Here is a 23,528-nt window from a genome sequence, read left to right as displayed (position 1 = left end):
GGTCTTCCTCCGGACCCGCCCCGGTTTGGGGTCCCGCCGGGTGATCGCCAACACGCCGGAGAACGCACGGCTGTTCACTCCCGGTACAGCCACCCGGCGGCCCGCCCGTGCAACTATCGAGTTGAACCCCGCCCCCGCAACCCCGGTACCCTGAGTCATTCGGGCGCGCGCAACCAGCCGTGCCCTGACCGTGCCGTCGTACTGAAGAGAGCACTGTGGCCGCCGACAAGATCGACACGATCGTCAGCCTGAGCAAGCGCCGTGGCTTCGTCTACCCCTGCAGCGAGATCTACGGTGGCACCCGTGCCGCCTGGGACTACGGTCCGCTGGGTGTCGAGCTGAAGGAGAACATCAAGCGCCAGTGGTGGCGCGCGATGGTCACCGCTCGGGAGGACGTCGTCGGTCTCGACTCCTCGGTGATCCTCGCCCGCGAGGTCTGGGAGGCCTCCGGCCACGTCGCGACCTTCAACGACCCGCTGACCGAGTGCCTCTCCTGTCACAAGCGCTTCCGCGCCGACCACCTGGAAGAGGCGTACGAGGCCAAGCACGGCAAGGTGCCCGCCAACGGCCTCGCCGACATCAACTGCCCGAACTGCGGCAACAAGGGCGCCTTCACCGAGCCCAAGGAATTCTCGGGCATGCTGAAGACGCACCTCGGCGTCACCGAGGACGCGGCCGGCCTGGCCTACCTCCGCCCGGAGACCGCGCAGGGCATCTTCACCAACTTCCGCGCCGTCCAGACCACCTCGCGCAAGAAGCCGCCGTTCGGCATCGCCCAGGTCGGCAAGAGCTTCCGCAACGAGATCACCCCCGGCAACTTCATCTTCCGCACCCGCGAGTTCGAGCAGATGGAGATGGAGTTCTTCGTCAAGCCGGGCGAGGACGAGACCTGGCACGAGTACTGGCTTGAGCAGCGCTGGAACTGGTACGTCGACCTCGGCCTGCGGACCGAGAACATGCGCTTCTTCGAGCACCCCAAGGAGAAGCTGTCCCACTACGCCAAGCGCACGGTGGACATCGAGTACCGCTTCAACTTCGGCGGCAGCGAGTTCTCGGAGCTGGAGGGCGTGGCCAACCGCACCGACTACGACCTGACCGTGCACAGCGAGCACTCCGGCCAGGACCTCAAGTACTTCGACCAGGACGCGAACGAGCGGTACTTCCCGTACGTCATCGAGCCCGCGGCCGGCCTCAACCGCGCCATGCTGGCCTTCCTGCTCGACGCCTACTTCGAGGACGAGGCGCCGAACGCCAAGGGTGTCATGGAGAAGCGCGTCGGCATGCGGCTCGACCCGCGCCTGGCCCCGGTCAAGGTCGCGGTGCTCCCGCTCTCCCGCAACGCCGACCTCTCGCCGAAGGCCCGCGGCCTCGCAGCCGACCTGCGCTCCGCCTGGAACGTCGAGTTCGACGACGCCGGCGCGATCGGCAAGCGCTACCGCCGCCAGGACGAGATCGGCACCCCGTTCTGCGTCACCGTCGACTTCGACACCCTTGAGGACAACGCGGTGACCGTGCGCGATCGCGACACCATGGCGCAGGAGCGGGTGTCGCTCGACCAGGTGAAGTCCTACCTGGCCACCCGCCTGATCGGCTGCTGACGCCGAACGGCGCCGCACCGGCAGCGGTTCTTCGAACGGCCGGCGGGCCGCCCCCTCACCGGGGCGGGCCGCCGGCCGTTCGCCGTTCGCACCGTTCGCCGGGGTGCCGCCGGAGTTGCCGCAGAGGTGTCGTTCGGGGTTCCGCCGGGCTTCCGGTCGTGGTCGCGCCCGTCGGGGTTCCTGGGGCGGGCCTCGTTCAGCGGCGCTGGCGGGACTTCCGGGGGCGGGGCGCCGGCTGGGTCGGCAGCCCGGCGGTGCGCAGCGCCGCGAACGCGCTGCGGGCCCGGCTCTCGTCCAGGTCGTCGGCGGCGAACAGCAGCGCGTCGTACAGTTCCACCGATCCCTGGACCGCGGCCGCGAACTGGCCGACATCGCTCGCCGAGCGCAGTCGCACCAGCTCGCCGATCAGCTCGGTCGCCGACTCCTCGTCCAGTGCCGCGGCGATCGCGGCGACCTCCCCGGCGGGTCGGCCCGCCGCCTGGCGCAGCAGGTGGCGGGTGTCGCCGGGGCGCCCGGCCGCCCGCAGGCACCGGGTCAGTTCGGAGAGTTCACCGGCCGGGGCGGAGGCGCGTTCCCACAGCAGGGTCTGTCCGTCGGCTGACTGCCCCGACTCCTCCAGGGCCGCGAGCAGTGCCGGGAGCGCCTGCGCGCTCACCGACCACAGGGTGTGGAACAGGTCGGCGGCCTCGTCCACCAGCCCTTCCTGGCGGAGTACGGCCAGTGTGGCGGTGGCGTGCTCCGGAGTGCCCGAGGCCACCGACCGGGCCAGGTAGGTGGAGGAGCCGGCCGGCCCTTCGGCCCGCAGCAGGGTGGCCAGCCTGACCAGATCGGCCGGCGTGATCATCAGGGCGACCTGGCTCACGATGGCCGCGGACTCGTGCACCGAGCCCTGCCGGTGCAGATCGGTGATCCGTTGGACGAGGGCGATCAGTTCGGCCCGGCTCCGGGAGCGCGCACCGCCGACCGGTGCGGCCGTTCCCGTGTTGCCGCCGGGGTGCGCGGGGGCGCCATCGTCGGGGGCGGCGTTCGGATGGGTGCTGCCGACCCGGGTGTCGCCGACGCCGTCGCCCGGTTTGCGGGTGCTGGCCCAGGAGGTGCCGGGACGCTCTGCCCGGTCGTTGCCCGGGCCGGTGTGCCGGGCGGCCGCCGCGTCCTCCGCAGCACCGGGGTGCGGTTGTTCGGTGGCGGCCCGCTCCTCGTTCCTCCGGGCGGCGCGGAGGGGGCGACCGACCCTGAACCGGGCACCGCGCAGCGGCGGGGCGTCGGCGGCCGGGGTGTCCGCGGCCGAGGCGGTGGTGCCGGCCGGTTCGTCGAGCCGGGGGAGCGTGTCGGGGGCGGTCCCCGCTCGGTGCTCCCCGCCGAAGCGGGCCCCGGTCGGGAACGGGCGCTGCGGGGGCACCAGGGAGGCGGCGTGCTCGGCGGGGCGATGCGCCTGGGGAGCCGGGCCGGGGTTTCCCGGGACCTCGCCCGGGTCGGGGGCGGGAGCGGAGGCGGGGCGGCCGAACCGTCCCGCTGTCTGCTGGTCCTCGGCGGCCAGCAGACGGTCGCTCAGTTCGAGGCAGCGCGCGCCGAGGCCCTCACGGAGGTGCTGAGCCTGGGCGAGCTGTCGCACCAGCTCGGGGTCGGGCTGTCGGGGCGGGCGGCCGTAGGCGGGTGCGTGGTCGGGTTCGTGGCCGGCCCGGACGGCCTCGGCGAGTCTGCGCTCGCGCTGCGCGGCGAACTGCCGTGCTCTCAGTAGTTCGTCCAACTCCGCTCTGAGCGTTTGGACATCGGCCGAATCCGGCCCAGAACTGCGTACGGTCATCGCGCCCCGCCCCGACCTTCTCCGTGGGGGGCCACCCGACTGGCCCCCGAACACAACGACTGGTGGCCATCCTGGCGCTGCCGTACGGCGGCCACGTTACGGGAGCAAGTCTTAACCTTTTCAAGATGGAGATGCGAGTGGCCGGGGTGGTGCGGCAGGTCGGCTGTTCTCGTGAACTTCGGCCAATTCCTGTCCGAGTCGCCCTACTTGTGCGAGATGAGGGAGAACTGGCTTTTCCGGTAGGACGGTTGGGCGAGGGATCAGCCCGCCAGCCGGGCTCGCGCCTCCATCAGCGCGAAGCCGAGCAGGTTCGATCCCTGCCACTGGGCAGGGGAATTCGCCCGCTGGTCGTCGGCCGCGAGCCCGATGCCCCAGATCCGGTCGAGCGGGCTGGCCTCCACCAGGACGCGCTCGCCGGTACGGAGCAGGTACGTGCGGAGTCGCTCGTCCTGGCCGAACTTCGCGGTGCTCCCGGTAACCACCAGTTCGAAGCGGTGCTCGACCCAGCGGTCCTCGTCGAACCCCGTGACCAGTCGGCCCAGATTCTTCGCCTCCGCGGGCGTCCGGGCCCCGAGGATCCTCGGGACGATCTCCTCGTTCCCGAACAGCCGGGCCTTCCCGGCCATCATCCAGTGCTCGGCGGTGTCGTACCGGACCCCGTCGACGGTGAACGGGGAGGGCCACCACTGGCTGAGCGCACCGGGTCCGATCTGCCCGTCCCGCTGCGGGCGGTGGCCCCAGAAGCACAGGTACTTCGGGCGGGCACCGGACGCGACCGCCGCTGTCAGCTGCTCGCGGGTGCGCGTCTCACCGGGGCGGAGGGTCGGGTTCGTCGGCATTGCGCCATCCTCGCACCGCTCCAGGCCGGTGGCCTGCCATTTTCTCGCGGGTTCCTGCCGAGCTACCCGCCTGTCCCCGAGGGGGTGGCCCCTGTCGCTGGACCCCTGCCAGCCGGGTTGGGCCATGGCCCGCTTCCGGCTCCGTCGCCGGGACAGCGGGCCGTGCCCGCCGACCACACCGCGCCCCGGCGAGCGCGGCCCCGGGACGGGGCCGATGGCCAGGACGTGGTCGGTGGTCGGCGGGACGAATCGCACTGTGCAGGAGTCAAGGAGCGGGTGTACGGGAGGAAGGGGGCGCAGGGTGGTCAGGCCGGTGCCGGTACCGGCCGCCGGGAGATCGGCGAGAGGCGGCTCCTTTCCGCTGCCGGTTCGGGACGGCTGGGTCGTTCAGGCAGGGCTACGGATGTAGGGGGCGGAAAGGGCGGCCTCCTCCCCGGGACGCGCCGCCCGGGCGGATGCTCACCCTCCCACCGCGGAACGCCGACGGGGGCCGGCCGCACCCCGGTGGAGCCGCCGCGCGCGCAACTCCCGCAGACCGGGGGCCCTTTCCGCGGCGGGCCGCCGGTGCACGCCGGGGTCGCGCCGCGCGGTGGCCGCCATCCTCGCGGCGGAGGCAGGGAGCACGGCCCGGTGCGCCCGGTCGGGGCAGGGCCGTGGCGCCCACCCCTCGGCCCGGACCCGGAGCCCGGCCGCCGGTGCCCGGCGATCCGACCGCGCCGGGCGGTCTGGCCGGCAACCGGCTGTGGCGACCCGCAACCGGTCGGCCTGGCCGGCACACACCCGGCCCGCCGGAGTTCCGGAGAGCAGCCCCGGAACGGACCCCGTCAACATGTGGATGCTTCGCACTGCCACTCCTTCCGTGAGGAACCCGGTGGGCGGGCCGCCCACCGGAACCGGGACCGCGACGCGCCCCCGGGACCGACACCCGCGGCCGGCCGCCGGCACCGGGCCGCCGCCCGGCCCGACGGCACCGGCGCGCAGCGCCGTGGACCAGCAGACGGCGGCCAGCGGCAGCTCCGCGCACACCGCCATCAGCAGGGCGACCAGCAGTTCGGAACCGCCGGACGCCGTCGCGAGGTCGCACCCGGCGTCCGTGGCCAGCAGGACACCGGCCAGCCCGGCCGACCAGGACGGGGTACGGCCCCGCCGCAGCCGCAGCGCAGCGGTGGACAACGCCGCCGACTCGACCAGGTCGAGCACCGCCCAGGGTGTCCCGTCGGGCAACAGCGCCAGCAGCGCGGCCCAGGGCAGCAGCACCAACCCGCACCCCAGGAACAGCACTTCCGGCCGCAGCCACCCGGCTCGCCGGACCACCGCGCGGCGCCCGACCCGTACCACGCCACCGGCACCGTTACCGGCACCGCCGCCGGCATCCGGCCGGGACGGCAGCGCAACGAGCACGCTCATGCTGCCCGCCCCCGCTCCGCGTGCTCCGCGCAGCAGGCCGCCGCCGACAGCCGCGCCCAGCGGAACTCCCCGGCCGCCGAGGCGAACCAGAACCGGCCCGCCGTCCGCACGGTCGCGGAGCCCACCGGACGCCGCCGCAGCCCGCCGGTGAGGAAGTGCACCGGCGGGGGCGCCCCGCAGGGTGGCAGACGGCCCCAGGCGCAGGCTGCCGCTCCTTCCCCCGGCCTCCCGGTCGGGCCGCGCCGGGCCCCGCGCAGCCCGGCGCCGCCGAGCGAGGACTCGACCACGACGTCGAGCAGTTCGCCGTGCTCGTAGACCTCCATGGCCGGGCGGCGGCCCGCGCGCAGGCACGCCGTCCACGGGCCGACCGCGGCGATCAGCCCGGATCGGCCGCCGCCGCCGAGGAGTTCGGGGAGCGACCGGGAGAACTGCCGGGCGGCGGCCCGGGCGGGGGAGAGCGAGTCGCGGCCGCAGCGCATCAGGTTCGTGTTCGTCATGCCGTCAAGAATCCTTCGGCGTGGGGATCTTGTCGGTAGCCCGTGGCTCCGTCTTCTTGGTGTAGCCAGCTACACCAAGAAGACGGAGGACTGCGCCATGGAAGCCGGGTTCGACCGGCCTCTACGCTGATCCGCATGTTCCAGTCGAAGATCGACACGCCCCCGCGCCGGACGGCCCCCGCCGCGGCGGTCCGCGCCGCCGCGGCCGCGCGCGCCCCGTGGTCCGCGGGCACTCGACGGGACACGCTGTTCCTCGCCGCCGGCCTCCCGTTCGGCCTGCCCTGCGTGATCGTCATCGGCCTGCCGAGCGCGGCCCTGCTGTTCGGGCTGGCCTTGCTCACGGTCCTCTTCGACCTGCAGAGCACCGCCCAGCGCAGCCGGGTCCGCGCCCTGCGCGGGGTGGAGGTCCCAGGCCGGATCCCGCCCGACGCGCCCTGGCTGGTCCGGCTCCGCGCGGGGCTGACCTGGCGCCAGGCGGTCCACCACCTGCTGGTGGCGCCGCTGCAGATGCTCTGCGCGGGCCTGGCGCTCGGCCTCTGGGGAGCGGCGGTCGTGCTGACCGGCTTCTTCGGCTGGGTGTGGCTGCTGCCGCCGGGCTACCCGCTGAGGTCCGGCCCCGGGTGGGTCGCCGAGGGCGCCCTCGCCACCCTCGGCGGCCTGCTCCTGCTGGCCGCCACGCCCTGGCTCGTCGCCCTGCTCGCCGCCGTCGACCTGTGGACGGTCCGGGCCCTGCTCGGCCCGAACCGGGCGGAGGTGCTGGAGCGCCGGGTCGAGCACCTGGCCCGCAGCCGGGTCGACGTGGTGGACGCGGCCGACGCCGAGCGCCGCCGCATCGAGCGGGACCTGCACGACGGCGCGCAGCAGCGCCTGGTCTCGCTCGCGATGAACCTGGGCCTCGCCCGGCGCACCCTCAAACACCTCCCGCCCGAGGCGATGGAGGTGATCGTCGCCGCGCACGAGGAGGCCCAGGCCGCCGTCAAGGAACTGCACGACCTGGTCCGCGGCCTGCACCCGGCGGTGCTGGAGGACCGCGGGCTCGACGCGGCGCTCTCCGGCATCGCCGCCCGCAGCCCCGTCCCCGTGCACCTCACGGTCGACCTGCCGGGCCGGATAGCACCCACCGTGGAGGCGGTCGCCTACTTCACGGTCTCCGAGGCGCTGGCCAACGCCGCCAAGCACTCCCGGGCCTCCCGGGTCGACCTCCTCCTGCACCGGGTGGCCGACCGGCTGCGCATCACCATCACCGACGACGGCGTCGGCGGGGCGGACGCCGACCGCGGCACCGGCCTCACCGGTCTGCGCAAGCGCGCCGCCTCGGTCGACGGATCCTTCGCCATCACCAGCCCCCGCGGGGGCCCGACCACCATCACCATGGAGTTGCCATGCGAGCTGTGATCGCCGAGGACTCGGTCCTCCTGAGGATCGGCATCGTCAAGGTGCTGGAGAGCGAGGGCTACGAGGTCGTCGCCGCGGTGGGGGACGCCGAGGCCCTGCTCGCCGCCGTCGAGGAGCACCGCCCGCAGATCGTCGTCGCGGACGTCCGGATGCCGCCGGGCTTCACCGACGAGGGCGTCCGGGCCGCGCTGATGATCCGGCGGCAGTGGCCCGGCACCGCCGTCGTCCTGCTCTCCCAGTTCGTCGAGGAGCGGTACGCGGCGGACCTGCTGGCCAACAACACCAGCGGCGTCGGCTACCTGCTCAAGCAGCGGGTCGCCAACGTGGACGAGTTCGTGGAGGCGCTGCAGCGCGTCGCCCAGGGCGGTACCGCCCTCGACCCGGAGGTGGTCGCCCAGCTGCTGCTGCGCCGCGACCGCGATCCGCTGCACCGGCTGACGCCCCGCGAGCGGGACGTGCTGGCGCTGATGGCCGAGGGGCGTTCGAACACCGCGATCGCGGAGTCCCTGGTGGTCAGCGACAGTGCGGTCTCCAAGCACATCAACTCCATCCTCACCAAGCTCGACCTGCCGCCGGCCGAGGACAGCCACCGCCGGGTGCTGGCGGTGCTGCGCTTCCTGGAGGTCAGCCAGTGACCCGACCCGCCCCGCACCCGCCGGAGGCCGACCCCGGGCCGGGTCGGTTCGCCCGGTGGCTTCCGCACCCCGGGCCGGCGGGTCCGGTCGAGCCCGGCCGGGGCGAGCGCCGGGCCTGGCGGTTCCTCGGCGTCCTGGTCCTCGCCTGCATCCTGCTGCTGGGCGCCGCCACCACCGGGGCGGTCCTCGTCCAGCGCGAGAGCACCCAGGAGCGGACGTACTTCGAGTCGGTCGGCCGGCTCGACATCGACTCCGGCCCGGCCCAGGTCCTGGTCCGGGTCGGCGGCACCGACCGGGTGGTGGTCGCGGAGCGGGTCGGCTGGGCGCTCCGGAAGCCGGTCGTCGACGAGCGGATCGCCGCGGGCACGATGACGGTCTCGGTCGACTGCCCGGAGGCCCGGCTCCTGCGGGGCTGCGCGGTCACGCTGGAGATACAGGTGCCGCCCTCGACCACCGTCCACGCCCGCAACGGCTCCGGGCGGACGGAGATCATGGACGTGTCCGGCAGCGTCTCGGCGGAGACCGGCAGCGGTCAGGTGGAGCTGACCAGGGTCAGCGGGCCGATCTGGGCGAAGAGCGGCTCCGGTCAGATCATCGGTACGGGGCTGGGTGCGGCCAGGGCCCAGCTCTCCGCCTCCTCCGGCCAGGTCACCCTGCAGTACGACCGCCCGCCGGACGAGGTCGCCGTCCGCCTCGCCTCCGGGAACCTCGTCCTGCGGCTGCCGGACGACCGCAGCCGGTACCGGATCGAGCTCAACAGCGAGGGCGGCGGCCAGGAGGTCGACCAGTCCCTCCAGGACATGGACTCGCCCCGACTGCTCGACGTCACCTCCGCCTCCGGCACCGTCACCATCGGCCGCAACGGGAAGCCCTGACCGCGTCCGGAGCGCCCCCGGACCGCGCCCCACCGCGTCCGGACCGCGCCCGGAACGGCCCGGCCGTCCGGGGTCGCCCGCCGGGGAGGGGCACCGGGCCAGGCCCGTCCGGCGGGTGGGAGAGAATGGAGAGTCTGGAAGCCCGCCGTTGGGGCCCTACCCGTATCGAGGATCCGCCGCGCATGACCACCACGCCCGACACCACCCAGGCCACCCCCGCAGCACCCGGCACACCGGAGTTCGCCCCGTTGCACATCGGGCCGATGCAGGTCTGGCCGCCGGTGGTGCTGGCGCCGATGGCCGGCATCACGAACGCCCCCTTCCGCACCCTGTGCCGGGAGCAGAGCGGCGGCCGGGGCCTGTACGTCTCCGAGATGATCACCACCCGCGCCCTGGTCGAGCGCAACGCCAAGACCATGCAACTGATCAAGTTCGACCCGAGCGAGAAGCCGCGCTCGATCCAGCTGTACGGGGTGGACCCGGAGACCGTCGGCAAGGCGGCGCGGATGATCTCCGCGGAGGGCCTGGCCGACCACATCGACCTCAACTTCGGCTGCCCCGTCCCGAAGGTGACCCGCAAGGGCGGCGGCTCCGCGCTGCCGTACAAGCGCAACCTGCTGCGCGACATCCTGCGCCAGGCGGTCGCGAACGCGGGCGATCTGCCCGTCACCATGAAGATGCGCAAGGGCATCGACGACGACCACCTCACCTACCTCGACGCCGGACGGATCGGCGCGGAGGAGGGTGTCTCCGCGATCGCCCTGCACGGCCGCACCGCGGCCCAGCACTACGGCGGCACCGCGGACTGGTCGGCCATCGCCCGCCTCCGCGAGTCCGTCCCGGCCGGTATCCCGGTGCTCGGCAACGGGGACATCTGGTCCGCCGACGACGCGGTCCGGATGATGCGCGAGACCGGGTGCGACGGCGTGGTCGTCGGTCGCGGCTGCCTGGGCCGGCCCTGGCTGTTCAAGGACCTGGTGTCGATCTTCGAGGGCGACGTCGACTACGCCCGCCCGACCTTCGACTACGTGGCCCGCGCCATGGTGCGGCACGCCCAGCTGCTGGGGGAGTGGCTGGGCGACGAGGCCCGCGGCGTCATCGACTTCCGCAAGCACGTCGCTTGGTACACCAAGGGTTTCTCGGTCGGCTCCGAGCTGCGGGTGAGGTTGGCCGGCTCCAGTTCGCTGACCGAGCTGGCCGAGACGCTCGCCCAGGTCGACCAGGAGCAGAGCTGGCCGATCGGCGCCGACGGTCCGCGCGGGCGGACCAGCGGCAACAACCGGGTGGTCCTGCCCGAAGGCTGGTTGGACGATCCGTATGAGTGTGCCCGACTCACCGAAGATGCCGAATCGGACACATCTGGCGGATGATCTGTACTATTCGGCAGATTCGACCTGGATTCGAGTCTGGCCGCAGCGTCCCAGCTGGATTGTCCAAGATGGACAAGAGGGCTCCTTCAAGGCGAAATCGAGCAACACAGAGCGACGGGATCATCAACGGAAAGCGACGATTGGCGTAGGTCTCATCGGCTCGACAGTTGAGATGCGCTCGTGACGCTGGCCACATATCGTGGCGAGTGACAGTCAGTCAGCGGACTTCGCCAAGGTGTACAAGTCCGGATCGCTTCCCGAACGGGTCCCCGGGCGGATCGCCGCGGTCGGCTGCAGGAAATCAAGCCGGGGAAACGCGGCGGGGCGAACATCGTCACGGTGTGTCCGGATCGAGCGAGCTTGACGTAGTGATGTGTTCAAGTCTTGAACACTCCCTAGCGTCACCCGGACGATTTCGGTAACGCAGGTGAACGCCCGTCCGGGCATTGGATCCGCTGGCCAATCGCCCGCCTCGAAGCTCGTACGAGCTATTCGCCCCCCTAGAACGCCTTCGAAATGGGTATGTTCTCCGGCGTCAGGGCAACCGTGTGCGAGGAGAACGACCCGTGGCGGCGAAGCAGAAGTTTGTTTACTCCTTCACCGAAGGAAACAAGGACCTCAAGGATCTTCTCGGCGGGAAGGGTGCGAACCTCGCCGAGATGACCAACCTGGGCCTCCCCGTCCCTCCGGGGTTCACCATCACCACCGACGCCTGCAAGGTCTTCCTGCAGACCGGCACCGAGCCGGGCTCGCTGAACGAGGAGATCACCGGCCACCTGGTCGCCCTCGAGGCGCAGATGGGCAAGCGGCTCGGCCAGGCGGACAACCCGCTGCTGGTCTCGGTCCGCTCGGGTGCGAAGTTCTCGATGCCCGGCATGATGGACACCGTCCTGAACATCGGCCTCTCCGACGCCTCGGTGACCGGGCTCGCCGCCCAGTCCGGCAACGAGCGCTTCGCCTGGGACTCGTACCGCCGCCTGGTGCAGATGTTCGGCAAGACCGTGCTGGGTGTCGACGGCGAGCTGTTCGAGGAGGCGCTGGACGAGGCCAAGCACGCCAAGGGCACCGCCGACGACCTGGACCTCACCGCCGCGGACCTGGAGGCGCTGGTCGCCACCTTCAAGGCGATCGTGCTCCGGGAGACCGGCCGGGACTTCCCGCAGGACCCGCGCGAGCAGCTCGACCTGGCGATCCACGCGGTCTTCCACTCCTGGAACGGCGACCGGGCCCGGCTGTACCGCCGGCAGGAGCGGATCCCGAACGACCTGGGCACCGCCGTCAACGTCTGCACCATGGTCTTCGGCAACCTCGGCGAGGACTCGGGCACCGGTGTCGCCTTCACCCGCGACCCCTCCACCGGCGCCCAGGGCGTCTACGGCGACTACCTGCAGAACGCCCAGGGCGAGGACGTGGTGGCGGGCATCCGCAACACCCTGCAGCTGGCCGACCTCGAGCAGCTCGACAAGAAGTCGTACGACGAGCTGATGACCATCATGCAGACCCTGGAGAACCACTACCGGGACCTGTGCGACATCGAGTTCACCATCGAGCGCGGCAAGCTCTGGATGCTGCAGACCCGGGTCGGCAAGCGCACCGCCGCCGCCGCCTTCCGGATCGCCGTCCAACTGGTCGACCAGGGCCTGATCGACCTGGACGAGGCGCTGCACCGGGTCACCGGCGGCCAGCTCGCCCAGCTGATGTTCCCCCGCTTCGCGCCCACCGCCGAGACCAAGCCGGTCGCCTACGGCATCGCCGCCTCGCCCGGCGCGGCGGTCGGCAAGGTGGTCTTCGACTCGTACACCGCGGTGAAGTGGTCCCGTTCCGGCGAGCAGGTCATCCTGGTCCGCCGCGAGACCAACCCGGACGACCTGGAAGGCATGATCGCCGCCGAGGGCATCCTCACCTCGCGCGGCGGCAAGACCTCGCACGCGGCCGTGGTCGCCCGAGGCATGGGCAAGACCTGTGTCTGCGGCGCCGAGGAGCTGGAGGTCGACACCAAGAACCGCAAGTTCACCACCGCCGACGGCCAGGTCGTCCACGAGGGCGACGTGGTCTCCATCGACGGCGCCAACGGCAGGGTGTACCTGGGCGAGGTTCCGGTGCTGCCGTCCCCGGTGGTCGAGTACTTCGAGGGCACCCTGCACGCCGGCGCCGACGTCCAGGGCGGGCTGGTCCAGGCCGTGCACCGGCTGATGTCGCACGCCGATGGCCGCCGCCGCCTCGCGGTGCGCGCCAACGCCGACAACGCCGAGGACGCGAACCGCGCCCGCCGGTACGGCGCCCAGGGCATCGGCCTGTGCCGCACCGAGCACATGTTCCTCGGCGAGGAGCGCCGCAAGGAGGTCGAGCACCTGATCCTGGCGGACAACGACAAGGACCGCGAGACCGCGCTGTCCAGCCTGCTGCCGCTGCAGAAGGGCGACTTCCTGGAGCTGTTCCAGTCGATGGACGGCCTCCCGGTGACGGTCCGGCTGCTCGACCCGCCGCTGCACGAGTTCCTGCCCGACATCACCGAGCTGTCGGTGCGCGTCGCCCTCGCCGAGGCCCGCAAGGACCCGAACGAGAACGACCTGCGCCTGCTCCAGGCCGTCCACCGCCTGCACGAGGCCAACCCGATGCTCGGCCTGCGCGGCGTCCGCCTCGGCCTGGTCATCCCCGGCCTGTTCGGCATGCAGGTCCGGGCGATCGCCGAGGCGGCGGCCGAGCGCAAGCTGGCCGGCGCCGACCCGCGCCCCGAGGTGATGATCCCGCTGGTCGGCACCGTCCAGGAGCTTGAACTGGTCCGCGACGAGTGCGAGCGGGTGCTCGCCGAGGTCGCCGCGTCCACCGGCGTCAACCTCGACATCAAGCTCGGCACCATGATCGAGCTGCCGCGCGCCGCCGTGACGGCCGGCCAGATCGCCGAGGCCGCCGACTTCTTCTCCTTCGGCACCAACGACCTGACCCAGACCGTGTGGGGCTTCTCCCGCGACGACGTCGAGGCCTCCTTCTTCACCGCCTACCTGGAGAAGGGCATCTTCGGGGTCAGCCCGTTCGAGACCATCGACCGCGACGGCGTCGGCGCCCTGGTCAAGAACGCCGCCCAGGCCGGCCGGGCCACCCGCCCCGACCTCAAGCTCGGCGTCTGCGGCGAGCACGGCGGCGACCCCGACTCGGTCCACTTCTTCCACGAGGTGGGGCTGGACTACGTATCCTGCTCTCCCTTCCGGATTCCGGTGGCGCGCCTGGAGGCAGGCCGCGCCGCCATCGAGACGGCGGGAAGCGACTCGCGCTGACACGAAGCAGCGCGGGTCACTGACCGCACCCCTCCGAAGGGAGGGGCGTACGGCGGAGCTCGGCGCAGGAGAGCCGCCGTACGAAGCAGTCGGGGCGGGAACGGACAATGGCGTCCGCTCCCGCCCCGGCGGCGTTTCCCGGGACGGGCGCCCCATCCGTCCGGTCGTTCGCGCTGCGACGGGCCGGCAACCGGTCCCGGCCCGACCGGCAGGTGCGCGCCGTGCGCCGACCGGGTGAGCCGGTGCGGCAGGCTGGGGGCATGAACAGCCGAAACCGCCTGATCGGCCTCGTCGCCGTGGTCCTGCTCGGCATCGCCGCCGCGGTCGCCGCACTGCTGAACGGCGGGAAGGACCCGGACGGGGCGAGTGGCGCCGCGAAGCCAGCCTCCGCCCCGGCCTCCGTCACGCCCTCCACCGCCGCCGCCTCCGCCGCCGCCTCCGCCACCCGCAGCGGTGCCACGGGCGGTCCCAAGCCCTCGGCCCCGGCCAAGTCGCCCACCGCGCAGGCCGGCTGGGTGCCCACCGACGCCGCACTGGCTGACGTCTGCCGCGGCAGACTGCCCGCGCAGGCCCTCGACACCCTCGGCCTGATCGCCCGGGGCGGCCCCTACCCGTACCGCTCGGACGGCATCGTCTTCGAGAACCGGGAGAACCGACTGCCCCGTCAGGGCAGCGGCTACTACCACGAGTTCACCGTGGTCACACCGGGATCGGACGACCGCGGGACCAGGCGGATCGTCACCGGCGGCGCCGGCGAGCAGTACTGGACGGCCGACCACTACGCGTCCTTCCAGGAGATCGACCCGCGCTGCTGAGCTCTCCTGCCCGCCGAGTGCTCCTGACCCCGGGCGGTCCGTGCCACTGGGAGGCCCGCCCGGAAGGGCCGCTGACGGTCCGTCGGAAAATTACTTTCCCATCTGGAAAGTATGTGCCAGAGTGGTAGCACTTGAACCGGCAGCGGGCCGGATTCGACGGCACGTCCGCATGGGGGACCGATGGTTGAGGACAGGCAGCAGGCAGCCGGGCAGCAGCCCGAGGAGCTCGCGCCCGCAGCGGCGCTGGCGCTCGCCGAGCGCGCGCGGGCCGCCGCCCGGCGGCCCGCGCCGATGCCCTGGTGGTACGGCCCCGGGGTGGGCGCGACCCTCGCGGTCTACTGCGCGGCGATCGGGCAGAGTTTCCAACGCCAGGCGCAGTGGCTGATACCGCTGTGCGCGGCCGCGCTGATGGCGGTGATGGCCGCGATACTGCGGACGGCCATGCGCGCCAGCGGCGTCGCCGCACGGCTGGAGAAGGCCAAGGTCCCGCCGAAGATCATGCGCGCGTTCGGAGTGACCGTCCTAGCGGCGGTGCTGGCCTGGCTCGGGACGTGGCTGGCCACCGGCGACCAGGGATGGGCGATGGCCGCCGCGGGCCTGGTCGCGGGCCTGGCGGTGTGGGGCGTCATCGCCCTGGCCAATCGAGACCTCAAGGAGCAGAGTATGAGCAGCCAGCGGTGAACGGACTCGACCCAATACTCCACCAGCCCACCAGGCTCACCGTCCTGGCCTTCCTCAGCGGATGCCAGGAGGCCGAGTTCTCCGTCGTCCGGGACTACTGCCAGGTCTCGGACTCGGTGCTCAGCAAGACCGCGGCGGGGCTGGAGGCGGCCGGCCACCTGCGGGCCCGCAAGGGCTACGTCGGCAAGCGGCCCCGCACCTGGCTGTCCGCGACCCCGCAGGGCCGGGCGGCGCTGGCGGCGCACCTCGCCGCGCTCCAGCGCCTGGTCGCCACCGCCGAGGCGGCCGGGTCCGCGTCCGGTAGGGCGTCCGACGCGGTCTCCGGCGCCGAGCCGGAGCCGGGTTCGGCCGGGGCCGACGGCTGAGCCGGACCCGGCGGGCGGGCGCCGGCGGGCTGGTGGAGTGTCAGGAGGATCACACCCAGGAGCGGAGGTGGGCCCCATTCCCGTGCTGTCCGTGCTCCTTGACAACTCGACAGAGTGCCGAGAACTCCCGGAGGGGGAAACCGGTCGGGGCGGGTACCCGACGTGATCTTCGTCGCGTACCCGCCCCGAGCGGGAGGAGCGGTCCGGCCTGTGGCCGGTTCGCACGGTCGGGCCGGCTCAGGCGGCCGGCACCAGGGAGTCGCCGATCATCGGATCGGTCACCAGGGAGCTGCCGTGTCTAAGGCACTCCTGGTTGAGCGGCGCCGGGTCCGGCGCGCTGGGCGAGGTCGCGGCGGCGATCCGCAGCTCGATGATGTCCCGGACGGCGGGCCACTCCTCGTCCAGGATCGAGTAGAACGCGGTGGACCTGACCACCCCGTCCAGGCCGCGCGAGTGCGCCCGGCGGACGCCCTCGGAGGTGGCGCCCAGCCGCTCGATGGCGATCCGCGAGCGGGTGTTGCGGGCATCGGCCCGCAGCGAGATCCGCTGCACCCCCCACGCCTCGAAGGCGTGCCGCAGCATCAGCAGTTTCGCCTCCGTGTTGATGCCGGTGCCCTGGGCCCGCGGGGACAGCCAGGTGTTGCCGATCTCCGCGGCGTCCGGGACGGCCTCCAGCGGGTCGCCGTGCGGCACGCCCGGCACGGGCGGCCACACCAGCGGGCCCTGCCAGTAGTCCAGTTCCAGGAACCGGGTCGAGCCCACGACCCGGTTGTCAGCCGTGCTCACCGTGGCGAACGGCATCGACCGGCCCGCCGCCCGATCGGCGAGGGCGCGCGCGATGTACTCCCGGGCGGCTTCCAGGCCGTGCGGAACGGGGGTGAAGGCGTAGGTCGTACGGTCCTCGGAGCCGGCCACGGCCAGGGCCGCGGCGTGGTGCTCGGCGAGGGGCTCCAGCCGCACGGTGCGGCCGTAGAGGGTGACGGGTACGGGCACGGATCCTTCGGTCCTTCGGCGGTCGTCGGGGCCCGCGTGCCGGGTTCGCGGCCTTGCGGGCAGTGGTCGTGTCGCCCCGACCCCGGAGAACGGCCGCCCGGGGGCGCTACGCCAGAGGCTCGGGCGTGCGGCGGGACGGCAGCCCGGAGGCGGGCAGCGCGGTGCCGGTACGGACACGGGTCGACGGACCGATCCGGCGGGATGAGCGACGGGACAGTGTGCGTCCGCGAGATGGCCGAGAGAGAAACGAGATCACGAAGCGAAGCAGGCGGCCAAGTGAAGGCAAGGTGCGCAATGGATGGCTGGCAGCGCAACGGACCGGGGCGTGGCCCACGACGTGACAGACGGCGTGGCGCGACGACGCGACGATGCGAGGCAGCGAGAGGACGATACCCGCCCGGAGGCGGTGCGTCACTTCGCGGCGCGCCAACGGGGGCGCACGGGTCCGTTCGGCACGCCGGGACGTTTCGCCATCCTACCGGGCGACCCGAGTGCCACGCCTGCGACCAGGTGCTTTGTCCGAAGGTGAGAGGATTCGAGAGACGACGTGAAGACTCGTGCGGGGGCGGGAATTCCGACGGGCCGTCGCACGCTGGAGAGATCAGGTCCGAAAGCATTCCGAGACGACGAGACGGAACGGGGATGGGTGCGCCGTGCGTGATCCCAAGGAGCTGTACGAGCTGGAACCGCAGGGCGTGACCGCCCTGGCGGCGGCCCGCGCCGCGGCCGAGGCCGGCACCGGCCTGGTGCTGCTCTACCACTTCGAGGGGTTCATGGACGCGGGCGAGGCGGGCGGTCAAGTCGTTGCCCACCTGCTGGAGCAGGGAACCCCGCAGGTGGTGGCCAGGTTCGACCACGACCGGCTGGTCGACTACCGGGCGCGCCGTCCCGCGATGACCTTCGACCGCGAGAGCTGGACGGACTACGACCCGCCGGAGATCCTGCTCCAGTTGGCGCGCGACGCGGTGGGCGCGCCCTTCCTGGTGCTCACCGGCCCCGAGCCGGACACCGAGTGGGAGCTGTTCGCGGCGGCCATCGCCGACCTGGTGGAGCGGTTCGAGATCCGCCTCGCGCTCTCCTTCCACGGCATCCCGATGGGCGTCCCGCACACCCGTCCGGTCGGCCTCACCCCGCACGGCAACCGGATCGACCTGGCGCCCGGCCACCCGAAGTGGTTCGACCAGGCCCAGGTGCCCGGCAGTGCCCAGGCACTGGTCGAGTTCCGGCTCCTGGAGGCGGGGCACGACGTGCTGGGTTTCGCAGCCCACGTCCCGCACTACATCGCGCGATCGTCCTACCCGGCCGCCGCGGTGGCGATCCTGGAGGCCGCCCAGTCCGCGACCGGCCTGGTCCTGCCCGGCAGCGAGCTGCGCGCCCGGGTCAACGAGGTCTACGCCGAGATCGAGGACCAGCTCTCCCAGGGCGACGGCGAACTGCGCGCGGCGATCCAGGGCATGGAGGGCCAGTACGACGCGGTCTCCGGCGTCGTCGACCGGGAGAGCCTGCTCGCCGAGGCCAACGACCTCCCCTCGGCCGACGAGCTCGGCCGGAGGTTCGAGGAGTTCCTGGCCGAGCACGAGCGCGGCGCCGAGTAGGTGCGCCGCCGCCTGCCGGTCGCCCTCGCGGCGGCCCTGGCCGGGGCCGCCCTGATCGGCGCGGCCGGGTGCGGCGCCGGGGGCACCGCCCCCGCGCCGAAGCCCGACCGCGCCTCGCCGACCACCTCGCCCTCGCCGACCCCGGTCACCGGGCCCTACGTGGCCCTGGGGGACTCCTACACCTCGGGCCTGCGGATCCCGCCCCAGGGCGGCACCCCGCAGGGCTGCGGCCGCTCGGGGGCCAACTACCCGTCGCTGGTGGCCCAGCGGCTCGACCTCAAGGACTTCACCGACGTCAGCTGCAGCGGCGCGCGCACCGGAGACCTGACGGCGGCCCAGCGGACCGAGGACGGGACCAACCCGCCGCAGTTGGACGCCGTCAGTGCGGCGACCCGGCTGGTGACGCTCGGGATCGGCGGCAACGACGCCGGCTTCATGGACGTCCTGGGCCGCTGCGCGGTCGAGAACCTCCGGCACAGCCTGATCGGCAAGGGCGACGCCGCACCCTGCCGGACGTACTACACGACCGGCGCCGGGAGCGGCGAGGTCCAGCGGAAGATGACGACCACCGCCGAGCGGCTGACCGCGGTCCTCGGCGAGATCAAACGGCGGGCCCCGCAGGCCGAGGTGCTGCTCGTCGGATACCCGGCCCTGCTGCCGCAGGACCCGGGGCGCTGCGCCGAGACCCTGGGCGACGGGATCGCGGACGCCGACATCGGCTTCGTCGCGGAGCAGGAGCGGCAGCTGAACGGCATGCTCCGGCAACGTGCCGAGGCCGCCGGGGTGGCGTTCGTCGACACCTACTCCTCCTCCACCGGCCACGACATGTGCGAGGCCGAGGGGACCCGCTGGATAGAGCCCCTCGACGCCGGCAAGGGCTTGGCGCCGATCCACCCGAACGCCCAGGGCCAGCAGGGCATGGCCACCGCCGTCCTGTCCGCGCTCCGGCAGCGGAGCTGACTCCGCCCCCGCCGGCGGGACGACGGGGCGAGACCGGTCGGGGCGGGCCCGGAGCGGTCCGGCCGGGCCAGGGCCGGGGCCGATCAGGCGGCGCGGGCCGCGTGGACGGTGATCCGGACGTCCTCGTCGTCCAGGCACTCCCCGGTGGCCAGGTCGAAGCGCTGCTTGAGCAGCGGCGAGGCCACGTAGACCCGGCCGTCCGCGGTGGAGCCGAGCAGGCCCCGGGAGAGGACGTACGCGCCGGTGAACGGGTCGCGGTTGTCGGCGGCGTAGAGGCGGTCGTTGCTGTCGCGGAACACGGCGACCTGGCGGCCGTCCGGCAGCAGGGCGGCGACGCCGCGGCCGGGGACCAGCAGCTCCCACTCGCAGACCGGGGACCAGCCGGCGGTGGAGAGCAGTTCGACCCGGGGGGTAGAGGCGGTGGCAGAGGCGGTGGCGGTCATCGGGCTTCCTCCAGGATGCGGCCGGTCGGGCGCGGGGCGTTGTCGGGGCCGAGGTCGGCGAGCAGTTGGTCCGCGGTGGCCAGCAGCACCAGGTCGGGCTTGACCTGGTCGCGCTCGGGCACGAAACGGATGCTCGGGTCGGGCACCCCGGGGGCGTTGACGAAGGAGACGAACCGGCGCATCCGCTCGGGATCGGCCAGGGTCGCCGCCCACTCGTCCTGGTAGTCGCCGATGTGCCGGGCCATCAGCCGCTCCAGCTCGTCGGCGATGCCCAGCGAGTCCCGGACCACCACCTCGCGGACGTGGTCCAGCCCGCCCTCGATCCGCTCCAGCCAGGTGGAGGTGCGCTCCAGCCGGTCGGCGGTGCGGATGTAGAACATCAGGAACCGGTCGATCAGGCGGACCAGCTGCTCGTCGTCCAGGTCCTGGGCGAGCAGGTCGGCGTGCCGGGGCGCGGCGCCGCCGTTGCCGCCGACGTACAGGTTCCAGCCGTTGCTGGTGGCGATGACGCCGAAGTCCTTGCCGCGGGCCTCGGCGCACTCGCGGGCGCAGCCGGAGACCGCGGACTTGAGCTTGTGCGGCGAGCGCAGGCCCCGGTAGCGCAGCTCCAGCCGGATCGCCATGGCGACCGAGTCCTGCACGCCGTAGCGGCACCAGGTGGAGCCGACGCAGGACTTCACGGTGCGCAGCGACTTGCCGTACGCGTGGCCGGACTCGAAGCCCGCCGCGACCAGCCGGCTCCAGACCATCGGCAGCTGGTCGACGCTGGCGCCGAACAGGTCGATCCGCTGACCGCCGGTGATCTTGGTGTAGAGGCCGAACTCCTTGGCCACCTCGCCGATCACGATCAGCTTGTCCGGGGTGATCTCGCCGCCGGGGATGCGCGGCACCACCGAGTAGGAGCCGTTCTTCTGCAGGTTCGCCAGGAAGTGGTCGTTGGTGTCCTGCAGAGCGCTCTGCTCGCCGTCCAGGATGTGCCCGGAGGCCCCCAGTTCGGGCGCCAGCGAGGCGATGATCGAGGCGACCGTCGGCTTGCAGACCTCGCAGCCCTCGGAACCCTCCGGCACCCGGCCGTGTTCGGCGAGCAGCTGCCGGTGCGTCGGGATCCGCTTGACCAGGACGATCTCGTAGAGCTCGGCGCGGGTGTGGGCGAAGCACGGGCACAGGCCCCGGTCCACCTCGACCCCGCTCGCCTCCAGCTCGTCCGCGACGATCGTGCCGAGCAGCTTCACGCAGGAGCCGCAGTCGGTGCCCGCCCGGGTGCGCTTCTTCACCTCGGGCACGGTGGTGCACTCGTGGTCGGTGACGGCCGCCCGGATCGCGCCCTTGGTCACGCTGTTGCAGTTGCAGACCACCGCGTCGTCGGGCAGCGCGGAACCGCCCAGCGAGACCGCGGTGTCCGCGCCGGCCGGCAGCACCAGCGACTCGGCCGGTACGGGCAGCGGCCGCCCGGTCCCCGCCAGCGGGCGGAGGGTGGCGTAGGCCGAGGCGTCGCCGACCAGGATGCCGCCGAGCAGCGCCCCCTCGGCGTTGACCACCAGCTTCTTGTAGACGCCGGAGCGGGAGTCGGAGTAGACCACGTCGAGCGAGCCGGGCGTGCTGCCGAAGGCGTCGCCGAAGCTGGCCACGTCGACGCCGAGCAGCTTGAGCTTGGTCGAGAGGTCCGCGCCGGTGAACGGCCGGGCGGCCTGCTCGGCGAGCTGCCTGGCCACCGAGACGGCCATCTCGTAGCCGGGGGCGACCAGGCCGTAGACCCGGCCGTCCACCGTGAGGGCGCACTCGCCGATGGCGAAGACGCGCGGGTCGGAGGTGCGGCAGTGCGCGTCGATCGCGATGCCGCCGCGCTCGCCGACCGTCAGGCCGGCCTCGCGGGCCAGTCGGTCGCGGGGCCGGACGCCGGCGGAGAACACCACCAGGTCGGTCGCCAGCGTCGAGTCGTCGGTGAAGGACATGCCGACCGCGCGCCCCTCGGCAACGGTGATCGCCTTGGTGCCGATGCCGGTGTGCACGACCACGCCCATCGACTCGATGGTCCGGCGCAGTGCGGCGCCGCCCGCCTCGTCGACCTGGACGGGCATCAGCCGCGGCGCGAACTCCACCACGTGGGTCTCCAGGCCGAGGCCCCGCAGCGCGCCGGCCGCCTCCAGCCCCAGCAGCCCGCCGCCGACCACCGCGCCGACCCGGGCCCCGGCCGCGTGGGTCTCGATCGCCTGCAGGTCCTCGATGGTGCGGTAGACGAAGCAGCCCTCGGCCTCCCGGCCGTCCACCGGCGGGACGAAGGGGGAGGAGCCGGTGGCCAGCACCAGGGTGTCGTACCGAAGAGTGCGCCCGGCGGCCGTGGTGACGGTCCGGGCCGCCGGGTCGAGTGAGACGGCGGGGGAGGAGAGGTGCACCTCGAACCCGTGCCGGTCGGTGAAGCCCGCCTCGGCGAGCAGCAGGTCGTCCGCGCTCCGGCCGGAGAAGTAGGAGGTCAGGCCGACCCGGTCGTAGGCGGGCCGGGGCTCCTCGGCGAGGACGACGACCCGGTAGCGGTCGGCTGCGCCGGTGTCGACCAGGGCTTCCAGGAAGCGGTGGCCGACCATGCCGTAGCCGACCAGGAGCAGCGTGGGCTTGGCGGTGGTCATCGGGAAGTCCCTCCGAGGTCGTGCTCCGGATGGTGGGCGTCGGAGCTGGCGGGCTGACCGGGCGCCGACCGGGCCACCGGCGGTCCGGTCGGGGCGCAGTGCGCCTCCGGTCCCGCCGGGGGCCTCGACCGGGGCGGTCCGTCGGTGGCCCGCGACCCGGTCGCTGTCGTGGCACCGAGCATGTTCGGAGGGTGTTTCCCGACCGGTGCCGCCCTGTTTCACCGCCGGAACTTCGGTCTCAGCGGCGCCCGGTGCCGACTGTGAGAGCCGATGCGGGGGCAGCCGCCCGCCGGGGGAGCGTCGCGGCGGCGCCATACCAGCTGGCGGCCCTCCGCGGGGGCAGGACTGCCGATCCGGAATGGGATTAGCGGAGAAGTCGATACGCGGGAGTACGGGAGTGCGTACCCTGCACGCAGGGGAGCGGATTCCAAGATCCGGTCCGAGTCCGGCCGGGAGCTGGCATGACAACAGACGTGCAGGTGAGGGGCCGCGCGGCCCACTCCGCCGTGCTGCGCGAACTCCTGCTGCTCTGGGACGAGGCCCGCCGGGTCGGCGGCCGGACGGTCACCCAGAAACGCCTGGCCAGGCTCGCTGGCATCGGTCCGTCCACCCTGTACGGCTGGCTGTCCGGCCGCTCGGTGCCCCGCGAGGCGGACCGACTCGCCCTCGTGGCCGGGGAGTTGGCCCGTGTCGCCGGACAACCGGTGCGGCCGGCCGCCTACTGGTCCGCCCTGCTGGAGTCCGACCGGCTCCGGGCCCACCCCGCCGTCCGACCGCGACCGGACGGCGAAGGACCCGAGTCGGCCGCCGCCGCGCAGTGCCTGTCCGGACGGCGGGCGGTGGTCCTCCGGGGAGCGGACGGCGCGGTGCGTCGGGCCCGGCCGGCGGCGACCGCCGGAGCGGGCGCGTTGGCCCACCGGGCGGCGGCCGGCGGCCCCGGGCCGGTCGGGACCCGGCTGGTGAACCGCTACCGCGCGGCGCCGCCCGCCGCCCGGGCCGTCGTCGACGCGGCGATGGACGCGGTGCGCCTCGGTCACCGCCCGGTCCTGCCGGCGGCACTGCTCGCGGCCTCCGCCCCGCACTACCTGACCTCCCGCGAGCGCAGCGCCCTCCGGCCCGGCTGGGTCGCCGACGGCCTGGCCTACCTGCGCAAGGCCGTCCCGGGCACGGGCGCGCTCCTGATGTCCGGCGACCCGACGGCCGTCGGCCCGCTGAACGGCCGACCGCGGACGGCCGCTTCACGGGCGGTCGTCTCACGGACGGTCGTCTCACGGACGGCCGGGGCGCGGACGGCCGGGGTGCGGCGGGTCGCGCGCCGCGCGGCATCGTGCCGCCCGGGACGGCGGAGGCGCTCCCG

At 73.2% G+C, this 23,528-nt stretch carries 17 protein-coding genes; 11 read left to right on the top strand and 6 right to left on the bottom strand.

The features are described from left to right. Positions 1-215: 215 nt before the first annotated feature. A complete protein-coding gene (locus tag KSE_RS12445) occupies positions 216-1,598 on the top strand; it encodes a glycine--tRNA ligase (protein WP_014135666.1) in 1,383 nt (460 codons plus the stop codon). Positions 1,599-1,794: 196 nt separating this feature from the next. Here KSE_RS12445 and KSE_RS38345 read toward each other — a convergent pair whose 3' ends face one another. The 3 genes from KSE_RS38345 to KSE_RS12420 all read right to left on the bottom strand — a co-directional run bounded on the left by KSE_RS38345 (position 1,795) and on the right by KSE_RS12420 (position 6,145). Further along, positions 1,795-3,345, bottom strand: a complete 1,551-nt coding sequence (locus KSE_RS38345) for a hypothetical protein (protein ID WP_014135665.1) — start codon at positions 3,343-3,345, stop codon at positions 1,795-1,797. Positions 3,346-3,662: 317 nt separating this feature from the next. Further along, the gene (locus tag KSE_RS12430; protein ID WP_033258256.1) at positions 3,663-4,241 is read right to left on the bottom strand and encodes an NADAR family protein; all 579 of its coding nucleotides are present in this window, start codon (positions 4,239-4,241) and stop codon (positions 3,663-3,665) included. 1,403 nt (positions 4,242-5,644) lie between these two features. Next, on the bottom strand, positions 5,645-6,145 hold the full coding sequence (locus KSE_RS12420) for a hypothetical protein (RefSeq protein WP_014135662.1): 501 nt from the start codon (positions 6,143-6,145) through the stop codon (positions 5,645-5,647). Between the two features lie 135 nt (positions 6,146-6,280). Between KSE_RS12420 and KSE_RS12415 the strand changes: the two genes are divergently transcribed. The 8 genes from KSE_RS12415 (at position 6,281) to KSE_RS12380 (ending at position 15,556) form a co-directional block, all read left to right on the top strand. Beyond that, positions 6,281-7,540: a sensor histidine kinase gene (locus KSE_RS12415; protein WP_014135661.1), complete on the top strand. Its 1,260-nt coding sequence runs from the start codon at positions 6,281-6,283 to the stop codon at positions 7,538-7,540. Next, the gene (locus KSE_RS12410) at positions 7,528-8,175 is read left to right on the top strand and encodes a response regulator (RefSeq protein ID WP_033258255.1); all 648 of its coding nucleotides are present in this window, start codon (positions 7,528-7,530) and stop codon (positions 8,173-8,175) included. The genes KSE_RS12415 and KSE_RS12410 overlap by 13 nt, the downstream gene beginning before the upstream one ends. Next, a complete protein-coding gene (locus KSE_RS12405) occupies positions 8,172-9,050 on the top strand; it encodes a DUF4097 family beta strand repeat-containing protein (RefSeq protein WP_014135659.1) in 879 nt (292 codons plus the stop codon). Before KSE_RS12410 ends, KSE_RS12405 begins: the two co-directional genes overlap by 4 nt. Before the next feature lie 182 nt (positions 9,051-9,232). Then, positions 9,233-10,420 (top strand): tRNA dihydrouridine synthase DusB, encoded by a 1,188-nt coding sequence (gene dusB, locus KSE_RS12400; RefSeq protein ID WP_014135658.1) that lies wholly within the window; start codon positions 9,233-9,235, stop codon positions 10,418-10,420. Between the two features lie 566 nt (positions 10,421-10,986). Then, positions 10,987-13,695: a pyruvate, phosphate dikinase gene (gene ppdK / locus KSE_RS12395; protein ID WP_033258254.1), complete on the top strand. Its 2,709-nt coding sequence runs from the start codon at positions 10,987-10,989 to the stop codon at positions 13,693-13,695. A gap of 260 nt (positions 13,696-13,955) precedes the next feature. Further along, positions 13,956-14,510 carry a ribonuclease gene (locus tag KSE_RS12390; protein WP_081539392.1) on the top strand — a complete coding sequence of 185 codons (555 nt, stop codon included), beginning with the start codon at positions 13,956-13,958 and terminating at the stop codon, positions 14,508-14,510. 180 nt (positions 14,511-14,690) lie between these two features. Then, positions 14,691-15,191 carry a hypothetical protein gene (locus KSE_RS12385; protein ID WP_014135655.1) on the top strand — a complete coding sequence of 167 codons (501 nt, stop codon included), beginning with the start codon at positions 14,691-14,693 and terminating at the stop codon, positions 15,189-15,191. Further along, on the top strand, positions 15,188-15,556 hold the full coding sequence (locus KSE_RS12380; protein WP_014135654.1) for a transcriptional regulator: 369 nt from the start codon (positions 15,188-15,190) through the stop codon (positions 15,554-15,556). The genes KSE_RS12385 and KSE_RS12380 overlap by 4 nt, the downstream gene beginning before the upstream one ends. Before the next feature lie 237 nt (positions 15,557-15,793). Here the strand turns inward: KSE_RS12380 and KSE_RS12375 are convergent, their stop codons facing one another. Next, on the bottom strand, positions 15,794-16,549 hold the full coding sequence (locus KSE_RS12375) for a GNAT family N-acetyltransferase (RefSeq protein WP_014135653.1): 756 nt from the start codon (positions 16,547-16,549) through the stop codon (positions 15,794-15,796). A 653-nt stretch (positions 16,550-17,202) separates the two neighbouring features. On the opposite strand from KSE_RS12375, the gene KSE_RS12370 reads away from it, so the two are divergent. Together KSE_RS12370 and KSE_RS12365 are read left to right on the top strand one after the other, a co-directional pair. Continuing rightward, complete coding sequence (locus tag KSE_RS12370) at positions 17,203-18,144, top strand: PAC2 family protein (RefSeq protein WP_014135652.1); 942 nt, start codon at positions 17,203-17,205, stop codon at positions 18,142-18,144. Next, a complete protein-coding gene (locus tag KSE_RS12365) occupies positions 18,145-19,104 on the top strand; it encodes an SGNH/GDSL hydrolase family protein (RefSeq protein ID WP_014135651.1) in 960 nt (319 codons plus the stop codon). Between the two features lie 83 nt (positions 19,105-19,187). On the opposite strand, the gene nirD is transcribed toward KSE_RS12365, so the two are convergent. Beyond that, positions 19,188-19,547 carry a nitrite reductase small subunit NirD gene (gene nirD / locus KSE_RS12360; RefSeq protein WP_014135650.1) on the bottom strand — a complete coding sequence of 120 codons (360 nt, stop codon included), beginning with the start codon at positions 19,545-19,547 and terminating at the stop codon, positions 19,188-19,190. Next, positions 19,544-22,171 carry a nitrite reductase large subunit NirB gene (gene nirB, locus KSE_RS12355; RefSeq protein WP_014135649.1) on the bottom strand — a complete coding sequence of 876 codons (2,628 nt, stop codon included), beginning with the start codon at positions 22,169-22,171 and terminating at the stop codon, positions 19,544-19,546. Before nirB ends, nirD begins: the two co-directional genes overlap by 4 nt. Positions 22,172-23,528: the final 1,357 nt, after the last annotated feature.

It is taken from the genome of Kitasatospora setae KM-6054 (assembly GCF_000269985.1).
Classification (GTDB): domain Bacteria; phylum Actinomycetota; class Actinomycetes; order Streptomycetales; family Streptomycetaceae; genus Kitasatospora; species Kitasatospora setae.
The sequence above is the reverse complement of the archived record's forward strand: the minus strand, read 5'-3'. Positions and strand labels throughout refer to the sequence as shown.